This is a genomic window from Agromyces sp. P1_H4, from assembly GCF_056405255.1.
Window position 1 is genome coordinate 1 of the sequence record NZ_JBFUCL010000125.1, and the last position, 12,316, is coordinate 12,316.

A 12,316-nucleotide genomic window follows, 5' to 3' on the forward strand; every position below is an offset into this window, starting at 1 on the left:
CAGAAGGGGCTCGTCTCGTTCAACCGATCGCTGAAGAAGGACGCCTTCTACGTGTACAAGGCGGCGTGGTCGAGCGAGCCGTTCGTGCATGTCGCGGGTCGTCGTCGCGCCGAACGGGCGGAGGATGTCACCGAGGTGATCGTGTATTCGAACCAGGAGCGGGTCGTGCTGTCGGTCGACGGCGTCGAGGTCGGCGCGGTCGAGGGGCGTCGGAGCTTCCGCTTCCGGGTCCCCCTGACCGGCGAGCACGAGATCACCGCCCGCTCCGGCGATCTTGCCGACACCATCGTGCTCCGCCGGGTGGACGAGGTTCCTGCGGCGAGCGTGATGCCCACGACGTCCATCGCGAACTGGTTCGACGAGGCCGAGCTGCCGAGCCCGGTCGGGTACTTCTCCGTTCGCGACTCGCTCGGCGACATCAAGCAGTCCGAGGACGGTGCCCGCGTGATCGCCTCGGTCCTCGAAGCCGTGTCGACGAGCCGGGGTGAGGTCGGTCATGGCGTCGAGATTCCGCCGGCCATGCAGGCCATCGTCGACCGGATGAGCGTGGAGAAGCTCATCAAGCAGGCCGGTGGCGTGTCCAGCGAGCACGTCGCCGCGTTGAACGCACAGCTCAACCTCATCGCCAAATGACCTCGCCGTCCCGAAATCCCGCCAGGCTGCTGCCGGTCGACCCGACGACGCGTGCGGTCGCGCTCGATCTGTACGAGCGTGTGGCGGGGAGCCCGATCATCTCGCCGCACGGGCATGTGCCGCCGTCGCTGCTGCTCGACAACGAGCCGTATGCGGATCCGGTGGCGTTGCTGGTCACCGGTGACCACTACGTGACCCGCCTCCTGCACGCCGCAGGGGTCGACCTCGCCGACCTGGTCGTGGACGAGGCTGCCGGGCGCGATGCTCGCACGGTGTGGCGCAGGCTCGCGGCGCACTGGCACCGGTTCGCGGGCACGGCGTCGGGGTACTGGATCGAGGAGGAGCTCGACGGGGTCTTCGGTATCACGACGCCGCTCGGCCCCGACACGGCGGATGCGATCTTCGACGAGATCACCGCGACGCTGGTGCGTCCGGAGTTCCGACCGCGCGCACTGTTCGAGCGATTCGGCATCGAGTTCCTCGCGACCACCGACGACCCGCTCGACGACCTGTCCGAGCATGCCGCACTCGCGGCATCCGGCCTCCCCGGGCGAGTGGTTCCGACGTTCCGACCGGACCGGTATCTCGATCCCGACGCGGTCGCGTTCGCGGGCAACGTCGAGAGGCTGCTCGCCGCGACCGGACAACCCGGTGACTTCGCCGGGTACCTCGGCGGGCTCGAAGACCGGCGCGCGCACTTCATCCGGCACGGGGCGGTCTCGACGGATCACGGGGTCGAGGAGTTGTTCACGGTCGACCTCGACCCTGCAGAGGGTGAGCGGCTCTTCCAGGCTGCGGTCGCCGGGAACGCGAGTGCGGGGGAGCGGCGCGCGTTCCGCGGGCACATGCTCGTGCAGATGGCGCGCATGAGCGTCGCTGACGGACTCGTGATGACGATCCACCCGGGTGTGCTCCGCAACCACTCGAGCGCCACGCACGCCCGGTTCGGACCGGACACCGGTCACGACATCCCGGTCGCGACCGAGTTCACGCGCGGCATCCGACCGCTGCTGGAGCGTTACGGCCTGGAGCCTCACTTCCATCTCGTGCTGTTCGCGGTCGACGAGACCACCTACTCCCGTGATCTCGCGCCGCTCGCAGGGTTCTACCGGAGCGTGTACCTGGGTGCACCGTGGTGGTTCCTCGACGCGCCCGACGCGATCGCCCGACACCGCGCCGCCGTGACCGAGACCGCGGGCTTCTACCGCTCGAGCGGGTTTATCGACGACACGCGGGCATTCCTGTCGATCCCGGCACGTCACGACACGGCACGCCGGGTCGACGCCGGGTTCCTCGCGCGTCTGGTCGTCGAGGGCCGGGTGCGCATGGATGCCGCGGAGCGCATCATCGACGACCTGGTCGACGCCATTCCCCGAGAGGTCTTCAAGCTGTGACCGCCGCCACGACAGCTCTCGCCGACGTGCGCCTGTCACGTGCCGCGGCAGGGGTCCCGACTCCGCCGGAGCGGATCGTGCACTTGGGTCTCGGCGCGTTCCATCGCGCGCACCAGGCCTGGTATACGGCGCACGCGGCCGATGCCGACGAGTGGGGGATCGCCGCGTTCACCGGTCGCAGCCGCGACCTCGTCGACCGGCTCGGCCCGCAGGACGGCCTGTACACACTCGTGGAGCGCGCCGCGGACGGCGACCGGTTCGAGCTGATTCCATCGATCGTGCGCGTCGAAGCCGGCGACGACGTGCCCCGGTTCGTCATGGCCGTCGCCGACCCTCAGGTCGCGATCCTCACGCTCACGATCACCGAGGCCGGCTACCGGCTCGCCGCCGACGGTACTCCGGACCTCGAGGATGAGGCCGTCGCATCCGATGTCGAACGGCTTCGGAACGCGTTCACGCGCGACGCCCCCGGCGACACGACAGACGCCGTCCGGCCCGCGACCGCGCTCGGCCGGGTCCTGCTGGGCCTCGACGCCAGGCGCCGCGCCGACGCGGGCCCGATCGCGCTCGTGCCCTGCGACAACCTGCCCGACAACGGCGGGCTCCTGGGACGCGCGCTGGCCGACCTCGCCGGGCGGACATCGCCCGACCTCGCCGCGTGGTTGGGGGCGTCGGTCTCGGTCGTCTCGACCTCGATCGACCGCATCACGCCGGCGATCGACGCCGTAGCCGAGTCGCCCGCCGTCCTCGGGGCCACCGGATGGCTCGACGCAGCGCCGGTCGTGACCGAGCCGTTCTCCGACTGGGTGCTCGCGGGCGACTTCCCCGCCGGCCGCCCGGACTGGGAATCCGCGGGCGCCAGGTTCGTCGAGGAGATCGCCCCGTGGGAGAACCGCAAGCTCTGGATGCTGAACGGCGCCCACACCGTTCTCGCGACCTTCGGCCAGACCCGCGGCCACACCGTCGTCTCGGCCGCGATCGAGGACCCGGCCTGCAGCGACCTCGTCGAAGCGCTCTGGGACGACGACGCCCGGCAGCTGCCCGGGTTCGACCTCGCCGACTACCGGGCCGCGCTCCTCGAACGCTTCCGCAACCCCCGCATCGAGCACCGTCTCGCGCAGATCGCGCAGGACTCGACCACCAAGATGCGGTTGCGCATCGTGCCGGTCGCGCTCGGCCAACTCGCGTCGGGGCAGGAGGCGCCCGGTTGCGCCGCCGCGATCGCCGCGTGGATGCTCGGCGTGCGCGCCGGCTGTGCACCAGTCCCGGACGGCATCGACCAGCCCGCGATCGCCGACCTCGATGCATCCGCCCGGCACACCCTGCTCGCCGCATTGAATGCACGCCTCGCGGATGACGCCGGCTTCGCCGCACACGTCGCCGACGCGGTCACCGCGCTCGAGACATCCTGACCCCGAAAACCCGCTCACCACGATCCACGGAGCAACACCATGAGCATGATCATCGACCAGGCTGAGGTCATCGTCACCAGCCCCGACCGCAACTTCGTCACGCTGAAGCTGACGACAGACGACGGCCTGACCGGCCTCGGCGACGCGACGCTGAACGGGCGCGAGCTCGCGGTCGTCGCGTACCTGACCGAACACGTCGTGCCCCTGCTCATCGGGGCGGATGCCGCGAAGATCGAGGACACGTGGCAGTTCCTCTACCGTTCGGCGTACTGGCGGCGCGGTCCGGTCACCATGGCGGCGATCGCCGCGGTGGACATGGCGCTGTGGGACATCAAGGGCAAGGCCGCGGGAATGCCGGTGTACCAGTTGCTCGGTGGCGCCTCGAGGAACGGGCTGATGGCGTACGGGCACGCGTCCGGCAAGGAACTCCCCGAACTGTTCGACTCCATCCGTTCCCATCAGGAGCAGGGGTATCGCGCCATCCGCGTGCAGACGGGCGTGCCGACGCTGAAGGCGATCTATGGCATCGCTGCGCAAGGCGCCGACGTCGGCGACGCATCCGTGCGATACGACCATGAGCCGGCACGCCGCGGAGCCAAGCCGGTCGAGGAAGACTGGGATACGCGCGCCTATCTGAACCACTTGCCCGGGGTCTTCGAAGCCGTCCGCAACGAGTTCGGTCCGGACGTCCCGCTGCTGCACGACGGGCACCACCGCATGACACCGATCCAGGCCGCGCGCCTCGGAAAGGACCTCGAGCCGTACGACCTGTTCTGGCTCGAGGACTGCACSCCGGCCGAGAACCAGGAGGCCCTGCGCCTCGTACGCCAGCACACCACGACACCTCTCGCGATCGGCGAGATCTTCAACACGGTGTGGGACTTCAAGGACATCATCCGCGACCAGCTCATCGACTACGTGCGTGGCGCGGTCACCCACATGGGCGGCATCTCGCCGCTGAAGAAGACGCTCGATTACGCCGCGATGTACCAGATCAAGTCCGGCATGCACGGCCCGACCGACATCTCCCCGGTCGGCATGGCAGCCGCCATGCACCTCGGGCTGTCGATCCACAACTTCGGTATCCAGGAGTACATGCGCCACGGCGCGAAGACCGACCACGTGTTCGAGCAGTCCTTCACCTGGACCGACGGCTACCTGCACCCAGGTGACAAGCCCGGTCTCGGTGTCGAACTCAACATCGACGAAGCGGGGAAGTACCCGTACGAGCAGGCCTACCTGCCGTACAACCGTCTCCTCGACGGCACCGTTCATGACTGGTGACCGATGACCGGCGCAACCTCGTCGGGCCCGCAGCCTCCCGTCGTGGTGATGGGGGTGGCGGGCTCGGGGAAATCGACGCTCGCCGCCGCCATCGCCGAGCGCCTCGGGGCCGTCTTCGTCGAAGCCGACAGCCTGCACTCGGCGGACGCCAAGACGCGGATGGCCGCCGGGGTCCCGCTCACAGATGACGACCGCTGGCCGTGGCTCGCCCGGGTCGCGGCCCGCATCCGAGAGGAGCATGCGGCGGGACACGCGGTCGTCGTCGCGTGCTCGGCGCTGCGACGTTCCTACCGGGAGGCGCTGAGCCGGGACAGTGGGGCCGACGTCGACTTCGTCCACCTCGACGGCAGCGAGGCTCGTCTCGCCGAACGGATCGGGCAGCGAACAGGCCACTTCATGCCCGCCACGATGCTGGCCTCTCAGCTCGCGACCCTCGAGCCGCTCGGCGCTGACGAGCGCGGCCACGTCGTATCGATCGAGTTGCCGGCCCGTGAGGCGGCCGACCTCGCAGTGGGTCTTCTCCGATGTCGCCAGACGACGGAATAGAGCGAGGATCGGACGAGATCCAGCACTTTTGGTCGAGAAGTGGTCTGGCGGGCCCTCCTGAACGGGGGGGTGCACGTCCACGATTTCGATTCGCCGCGAACCGCGTCAGGGCGAACGGTGCCGCGGCGAAGCAGCCGACGACCCGGGAGGGCCTGACGTTGCTGAACTTCAACGTCGAGGCGCAGAGCACGCCGAGTTGGTCGGCCCTGCTCACCAGCCGCCACGCCATCTGTTCGGGGACGCGGCGCGGTCTCGATCAGTGTCTGGAAGGTTCAGCCAGTTCGACGTCCAGCTCCCCCTAACGTCGACGCAAGAGCTTCGCCCGCGCCGCGCTACCGCCGCATCTCGAGCGCCCTACCGACCCCGCGGCGGCCGTTCCCGGGGCCGCAGTTCGTTCGCCGCGGTTCAGGTCTGGTCAGGACGCGCGATGTCGGTGGCGATGACGCCCTGCGCCGCTTCCGAGCCGGTGCGGCCGCCGCCGTACCCGCGTAGGACGAACGCCAGCAGCACCGCGACCACGGCCCCGGCGATCGGGCCGGCGACGTAGACCCAGTAGTCGGAGAAGTCGAGGCTCGCGAGGTCGGGACCGAAGGTGCGTGCGGGGTTCATCGACGTGCCCGAGATCGGGCTGCCCCACAGCCCCGCGAGGGCGATGTAGGCGCCGACGCCGATCGCGCCGATCACGCCCACGTTCTGAGCTCCCGACGCGGTTCCGAGGATGACGCTCACGAGGCCGAGGGTCAGCAGCGCCTCCATGAGGAACGCCTGGAACGACGAGTACCCGTCGGCGGGATAGTTCGACCCGAATGAGGCGGACACGCCGATGATCGGCTGCAGGATCCACGCTGCGCAGGCCGCCCCCAGCAGCTGCACAACGATGTAACCGGGTACCCGCCGCCATGGGAAGTCACCCCGCAACGAGAACGCGAGCGTCACGGCCGGGTTGAGGTGGGCGCCCGAGATCTTGCCCATGAACAGGATGATCCCCATGACCATGAGTCCCGGGGCCACCACCGCTGCCGCGCGGCTGATCGTGTCGGGGAACGCCTGGCTCATCATCCCGCCACCGGCCGCGACCAGCACGAGGAAGAAGGTGCCGTAGAACTCGGAGAACAGGCGCCGCCACTCCTGCTTCGGATTCTGGAAGTCCGCCATCGGGTCGACCACCTCGAGCTCGAACCACCGCTCGAACCGCCCCCGAACCACCGCACCGTTCTCTGCCACGATCGCCCCCAGGCTTGCAGTTGCCGCTCGAGCCGTCGGACCGCCCGCCATTCGGCGCCCAACCGCCCCACGCTGGGGAGCATAGACCCGGAGCGTCACGCTGCGCCAGGCCTCCACACGCGATGGGTGGGCTCCGGCGGGATCGAATGGAGGGCGCCGTTTCCCGGTCGGCCCCGTGCAGCATCACCCAGATGAGATGAGGCGGACTCGCCACCGCGTCGCTAGCTTGACGACATCAACCCATGATGGCGAGGGGATCTCATGAGTTCAGATCGACAGGCACGCTCGATGCTTCCGATTCCGGATCGGCCCGCACCGCGCTTGACGACCTACGACGCGAAGGATCCCGATACGTCGTTTCCGCCGATCCAGCCGCTGCTGCCGCCGGAGGGCGCCCCGAACGTGGTCGTCATCCTGCTCGACGACGTCGGGTTCGGCGCGTCGAGCGCGTTCGGCGGCCCGTGTCAGACACCCAATGCCGAACGTCTCGCCGAGGGCGGACTGCGATACAACCGGTTCCACACCACCGCACTCTGCGCACCGACTCGCGCGGCGCTGCTCAGCGGGCGGAACCACCACTCCGTGGGCATGGGCAGCATCACGGAGACCGCGACCTCGGCGCCGGGCAACAGCTCGCTGCGACCGAACACCAAGGCGCCGTTGGCGATGACGCTGAAACTCAACGGATACTCCACTGCACAGTTCGGCAAGTGCCACGAGGTCCCGGTGTGGCAGTCCTCACCGATGGGGCCGTTCGACTCGTGGCCATCGGGCGGTGGAGGGTTCGAGACGTTCTACGGGTTCATCGGCGGCGAGGACAACCAGTGGGAGCCTGCTCTGTACGACGGCACGACCCCGGTCGAACCACCGACGACGCCCGAGGAGGGGTATCACCTCACGGAGGACCTCGCCGATCACGCGATCGGCTGGATCCGGTCGCAGAAGGCACTGATGCCCGACCGACCGTTCTTCGTCTACTTCGCTCCCGGCGCCACGCACGCGCCGCACCACGTGCCGAAGGAGTGGGCCGACAAGTACGCCGGGAAGTTCGCCGCCGGCTGGGACGCACAGCGCGAGGCCACCTTCGCCAAGCAGAAGGAACTCGGCGTCATCCCGGCCGATGCCGAGCTCACCCCGCGGCACGCCGAGATCCCGGCCTGGGACGACATGCCCGATGAGCTGAAGCCCGTGCTCGAGCGGGAGATGGAGGTCTACGCCGGGTTCCTCGAGCACGCCGACCATCATGTCGGCCGGGTCCTCGATGCGATCGAGGATCTCGGCGTGCTCGAGAACACCCTGATCTACTACATCATCGGCGACAACGGAGCCTCCGCCGAGGGCACGCTGAACGGCGCGTTCAACGAGATGGCGAACTTCAACGGCATGGCCGCGCTCGAGACGCCGGAGTTCCTGGCATCCAAGCTCGAGGAGCTCGGGTCACCGAGCTCGTACAACCACTACGCGGTCGGCTGGGCCTGGGCGATGGACACGCCGTTCCAGTGGACGAAGCAGGTTGCGTCCCACTGGGGCGGCACCCGCAACGGCACGATCGTGCATTGGCCGAACGGAATCGACGACCGAGGCGGGCTGCGCACGCAGTTCACGCACTGCATCGACGTGGCGCCGACGATCCTCGAGGCTGCCGGCCTGCCCGAGCCGACCATGGTCAACGGCGTGCAGCAGTCGCCGATGGAGGGAACCTCGATGCTCTACAGCTTCCGAGAAGCGGATGCCGCGGAGCGCCACGACCTGCAGTACTTCGAGATGTTCGGGAACCGCGGCGTGTACTTCACGGGGTGGAGCGCCGTCACCAAGCACCGCACTCCGTGGGAGATGGTCGGCGGCGTCGTGCCGGCCTTCGACGACGACGTATGGGAGCTCTATGACGGCAACGCCGACTACAGCCAGGCCAGGGACCTCGCCGCAGCGCAGCCTGAGCGCCTCCATGAACTCCAACGGCTCTGGCTGATCGAGGCCGTCAAGCACAACGTGCTGCCGATCGACGACCGCACCGCAGAACGTCTCGATCCCGTCAGCGCCGGGCGGCCGACCCTCATTCGCGGGAACAGCCAGTTGTTCTTCGCCGGCATGGGCCGTCTCTCCGAGTCGAGTGTCGTGAGCATCAAGAACAAGTCGTTCTCCGTCACCGCCGAACTCCAGGTGCCCGACGGCGGCGCGAACGGGGTCATCATCGCGCAAGGCGGCCGGTTCGGCGGTTGGAGCCTCTACCTGAACACCGGCATGGTGACGTTCGCCTACAACGTGCTCGGCATCCGGCAATTCACGATCGCCGCCGATCGGGCGGTCCCGGCTGGGACCCATCAGGTGCGCATGGAATTCGCGTACGACGGCGGCGGTCTCGCGAAGGGCGGCGGCGTCACCCTGTACCACGACGGCGAGGCGGTCGGCACGGGGCGCGTCGGGGCCACCCAGCCGCTGATCTTCTCGGCCGACGAGACCACCGACGTCGGCTACCAGTCGGGCACAATGGTCAGCCCTGACTACACGTCGCGGTCGAGCCGGTTCACGGGCAAGATCAGCTGGGTCCAGATCGACGCCGGCACCGAGGACAACGACCACTTCATCGATCCCGCCGAGCGGCTGCGTGTCGCAATGGCCCGACAGTAGCGCTCGATTGCCGGATGCCGCGGGCTCACGCAGCCAGCGGCATCCGTCGGGTTGCTCTGGCCATGAGCGCGCGGACGAGTTCACCTGATCTACGCACATCAAGTCCTGGCGGGCGTCGCCGACCACATGCCGGGGGAGCCGAGAACTCGCTCGGGGTGGATGCGGATGACGACCCGGCTCGGATTCTCGCGGGGCTGCCGGTAGCGCGCGGCGTAGAGGCGAACCGCGAGGTCGATCGACTGAGGATCGCGCTCGACGACGGCGCGGCCGGCGATGCTGAGCCATTCGGGCCCCGACACCTGCGCGACGGTGGCGCGGTGGTCGCGCTCGACATTGCGGACCTTCTGGCTGCCGCCGCTGGTGATGATGCGGACGACACCGTCGACGTAGGTGAAGCCGACGGCGACCACGTGCAGCTCACCCCGGGGTCCGATCGTCGAGAGCGTCGCGAGGTGCCGTTCGGTCACCAACTGCAGGCCCCGCTGGGTGAGTGAGCGGGAAGCGATCAGGGGGCCATCCGGTGCGGCGTCGTCCATACGATCGATGGTAGGCGCCGCGAGATGACGACTTGAGCCAGCATTGCGTTCGCATCCTGGACTGGCGGAAGACGAGTCGGCGGGGGGGGCATCGGCGGGCGCAGCGTGGGCGGTGCCGGCGACGCCGAACGTGGCGAGCGCGACGATGAATCCGGTGGCGAGAATGCGCTTCATTGGACTTTCCCTTCTGTCGGCGGGTGCGGGATCACCCGACACTATGTACTTCGCTTCCTTTCGCGGCTTTGGATGCAGCTCCTCACCACTTTTTTCGAACTCCATGCGAGTGCATCCGATTAGGGCCGGGCGGCCGAAGTAGGTGGTGAAGGCAACTCGCTGCCCCGCCTACGGGCTGACCTGGAGGGAACCATGAAGAAGATCCTCACTGCCGCCATCGGCGCCGGAGCGCTCATCGTGCTCGGTGCCGTCGCGCCCGCCAACGCCGCCGACGCGCCGGCGACGCTCTCCGTGCTGCACGGGGTGCCCGGCCTCACGGTCGACGTGTACGTCAACAACGAACTCAAGCTCGACGACTTCGAGCCCGGCGACCTCGGCGGTCCGCTCGAGCTGCCCGCCGGCACCTACACGGTCGCCATCACCGCGTCGGATGCCGCGGACGCATCGTCTCCCGCGATCGGACCGGTCGACCTCCCGCTGGAGTCGGGCAAGAACTACACCGCCGTCGCCCACCTCACCGAGGCGGGGGAGCCGACCGCGACGCTCTTCACGAACGACATCTCCCAGATCGCGCCTGGCGAGGGCCGCCTGACCGTGCGCCACGTCGCGGCAGCACCTGCGGTCGACGTGCTCGCCGGCGGAGCCCCCGTCATCACGAACCTGACGAACCCGAACGAGCAGATCCTCTCCCTGCCCGCGGGTGTCGTCTCGGCGTCCGTCGCGGCTGCAGGCACGACCACCCCTGTCATCGGCCCGGCCGACGTCGACGTCGCCGAAGGGACGAACACGATCGTCTACGCGTGGGGCAGCCTGGACGACGCCAACCTGGCCCTCGCGGTGCAGCCCATCGGCGGGCTTCACTCGACGCCCGACGGCGTGCCCGCTGGCGTAGCGGGGCTCGCGGCCACCAACGCGCCGGGTTCGGGAGCCGTCGGATGGCTGGTCACGGCAGCGGCACTCCTCGCGGCGGCCGTCCTCGGTCTCGCCGCGCTTCGTGGGCGCCGTGCCGCGGAGGACCCGCGCTGACCCCGCCGAAGCGGATCATGGCTGCGGCCAGGGCGGGTGTCTCCCTGGTCGCGGCCACCACCGTGCTCTCCGCACTGTGCGCCTGCGTCGGAGGGTCGGGCGCGGTACCGACGTCGGAGCCGCCACCCGCGACCACCGCGCCCGACCTCACCGTTCGCTCGCCGCTCCCGCAGCCGGCGGTGCCGGCGGTGCCGCGCAGGTCGGCAGCGCTCGAGGACAATCGGACCATCGCGCCGCCGGCGCCGAACCGGATCGAGATCGCCGACCTCGGCATCGACGTCGCGGTGCGACCAGTCGGGCTCGACGACCAGGGCCGCATGGGGCTGTTCGACGATCCTTCGATCGCCGCGTGGTACCGGTGGGGGCCGGCTCCGGCCAGCCCCGCCGGCTCGACGGTGATCGCGGCTCACGTCGACTCCCTCGAGTACGACCTGCTCCCGTTCGCGCGCCTGAAGGACGCGCCGGCCGGCACGCAGATCTTCGTGACGGATGCCGCCGGCACGCGTCATCCGTACGCCGTGCAGTCCGTGCAGGTCGTCGAGAAGGCCGACGTCGACTGGAACGCCGCCTTCGACCGCACCGGTCCACCGCGACTCACGCTCGTGACGTGCGGCGGGGAGTTCGACTACGAGAACCGCCACTACCTCAGCAATCTCGTGCTGACCGCCACCCCGGCGGAGTGACGTGGAGGATCGATATGCTGGTCGAAGCACGGCAGGGCATGGTCGCCACCCCGGTGCGTGCGACAACTCCCGAGGTGCGGCCCCGACGATCGCGAAGAGGTGAGCGTCAGCTGGGCGAGGCAGTGGCTCCCGAATCCGTCGACGACCACGCCCTCGCGGCCGCCTTCGCCGCCGGCGACGAATGGGCGCTTCGCGAGGCCTATGCCCGCTGGTCGCCGCTCGTGTTCCGGCTGGCCCTGCGGTCACTCGGCGACCGCACCGACGCCGAGGACGTGACGCAGCAGGTGTTCATCTCCGCCTGGCGCACGCGCGCGGGCTTCGACGACTCCCGCTCGGCGCTCAGCGCCTGGATCGTCGGGATCACGCGCCACCGCATCGCGGACGCGCACGAGGCACGCTCGCGCACGCGGCGACTCGAGGAGGCGCTCGTGGCCGAGGCATCCGCTCGGCCCGAGGCCGTCGACGACGTGGCCGACCGGGTGATGGTCGCCGAGGAGCTCGACCGGCTCGAGCCGGTCCCTCGACGCGTCATGCAACTCGCCTTCTACGACCAGCTCAGCCACTCGCAGATCGCCGAGACGCTGGGACTGCCCGTGGGTACGGTGAAGAGTCATGTGCGACGGAGCCTCACCAGGTTGAGGACGCGATGGGAGGTGGACGATGGCCCACATCGAGCCTGACGACCTCGCAACCCTCGCACTCGACGGCGTACGCCCAGAGGGCGACACCCGCGCGCACCTCGACACCTGCGACGCGTGCCGCGCGGAGTACGAGTC

General features: G+C 69.3%; 11 protein-coding genes. 9 read left to right on the forward strand and 2 right to left on the reverse strand.

Going from position 1 to position 12,316, the window contains the following annotated elements; all coding sequences use genetic code 11:
* From AC1DY2_RS09560 to AC1DY2_RS09580, 5 genes are all read left to right on the forward strand, one after another.
* A partial coding sequence (locus AC1DY2_RS09560; protein WP_476762204.1) for a hypothetical protein occupies nt 1-633 on the forward strand: 633 nt, incomplete at its 5' end.
* Nucleotides 630-2,027: a glucuronate isomerase gene (gene uxaC / locus AC1DY2_RS09565; protein WP_476762205.1), complete on the forward strand. Its 1,398-nt coding sequence runs from the start codon at nt 630-632 to the stop codon at nt 2,025-2,027. The genes AC1DY2_RS09560 and uxaC, both read left to right, overlap by 4 nt.
* Nucleotides 2,024-3,439 (forward strand): mannitol dehydrogenase family protein, encoded by a 1,416-nt coding sequence (locus tag AC1DY2_RS09570; RefSeq protein WP_476762206.1) that lies wholly within the window; start codon nt 2,024-2,026, stop codon nt 3,437-3,439. The genes uxaC and AC1DY2_RS09570 overlap by 4 nt, the downstream gene beginning before the upstream one ends.
* A 45-nt stretch (nt 3,440-3,484) precedes the next feature.
* Entirely contained in the window at nt 3,485-4,723 is a 1,239-nt protein-coding gene (gene manD, locus AC1DY2_RS09575; RefSeq protein WP_476762214.1) for a D-mannonate dehydratase ManD, read from the forward strand.
* A gap of 3 nt (nt 4,724-4,726) precedes the next feature.
* On the forward strand, nt 4,727-5,269 hold the full coding sequence (locus AC1DY2_RS09580) for a gluconokinase (protein WP_476762207.1): 543 nt from the start codon (nt 4,727-4,729) through the stop codon (nt 5,267-5,269).
* Between the two features lie 405 nt (nt 5,270-5,674).
* Here the strand turns inward: AC1DY2_RS09580 and AC1DY2_RS09585 are convergent, their stop codons facing one another.
* Complete coding sequence (locus tag AC1DY2_RS09585; RefSeq protein ID WP_476762208.1) at nt 5,675-6,493, reverse strand: MIP/aquaporin family protein; 819 nt, start codon at nt 6,491-6,493, stop codon at nt 5,675-5,677.
* A gap of 261 nt (nt 6,494-6,754) precedes the next feature.
* Between AC1DY2_RS09585 and AC1DY2_RS09590 the strand changes: the two genes are divergently transcribed.
* On the forward strand, nt 6,755-9,121 hold the full coding sequence (locus tag AC1DY2_RS09590) for a sulfatase-like hydrolase/transferase (protein WP_476762209.1): 2,367 nt from the start codon (nt 6,755-6,757) through the stop codon (nt 9,119-9,121).
* A 98-nt stretch (nt 9,122-9,219) separates the two neighbouring features.
* On the opposite strand, the gene AC1DY2_RS09595 is transcribed toward AC1DY2_RS09590, so the two are convergent.
* Nucleotides 9,220-9,936 carry a pyridoxamine 5'-phosphate oxidase family protein gene (locus tag AC1DY2_RS09595; RefSeq protein ID WP_476762210.1) on the reverse strand — a complete coding sequence of 239 codons (717 nt, stop codon included), beginning with the start codon at nt 9,934-9,936 and terminating at the stop codon, nt 9,220-9,222.
* Between the two features lie 87 nt (nt 9,937-10,023).
* Between AC1DY2_RS09595 and AC1DY2_RS09600 the strand changes: the two genes are divergently transcribed.
* From AC1DY2_RS09600 to AC1DY2_RS09610, 3 genes are all read left to right on the forward strand, one after another.
* On the forward strand, nt 10,024-10,857 hold the full coding sequence (locus AC1DY2_RS09600; protein WP_476762211.1) for a DUF4397 domain-containing protein: 834 nt from the start codon (nt 10,024-10,026) through the stop codon (nt 10,855-10,857).
* 17 nt (nt 10,858-10,874) lie between these two features.
* On the forward strand, nt 10,875-11,540 hold the full coding sequence (locus AC1DY2_RS09605; RefSeq protein ID WP_476762212.1) for a class F sortase: 666 nt from the start codon (nt 10,875-10,877) through the stop codon (nt 11,538-11,540).
* Between the two features lie 122 nt (nt 11,541-11,662).
* Nucleotides 11,663-12,220, forward strand: a complete 558-nt coding sequence (locus AC1DY2_RS09610; protein WP_476762213.1) for an RNA polymerase sigma factor — start codon at nt 11,663-11,665, stop codon at nt 12,218-12,220.
* The last annotated feature ends 96 nt before the right edge of the window (nt 12,221-12,316 follow it).

What these genes read in the sequence shown, in the direction of transcription:
- uxaC (WP_476762205.1), top strand. Translation starts at nt 630, where the DNA reads ATGACCTCGCCGTCCCGAAATCCCGCCAGGCTGCTGCCGGTCGACCCG.
- AC1DY2_RS09580 (WP_476762207.1), top strand. Translation starts at nt 4,727, where the DNA reads ATGACCGGCGCAACCTCGTCGGGCCCGCAGCCTCCCGTCGTGGTGATG.
- AC1DY2_RS09590 (WP_476762209.1), top strand. Translation starts at nt 6,755, where the DNA reads ATGAGTTCAGATCGACAGGCACGCTCGATGCTTCCGATTCCGGATCGG.
- AC1DY2_RS09595 (WP_476762210.1), bottom strand. Translation starts at nt 9,936, where the DNA reads ATGGAGTTCGAAAAAAGTGGTGAGGAGCTGCATCCAAAGCCGCGAAAG.
- AC1DY2_RS09600 (WP_476762211.1), top strand. Translation starts at nt 10,024, where the DNA reads ATGAAGAAGATCCTCACTGCCGCCATCGGCGCCGGAGCGCTCATCGTG.
- AC1DY2_RS09605 (WP_476762212.1), top strand. Translation starts at nt 10,875, where the DNA reads ATGGCTGCGGCCAGGGCGGGTGTCTCCCTGGTCGCGGCCACCACCGTG.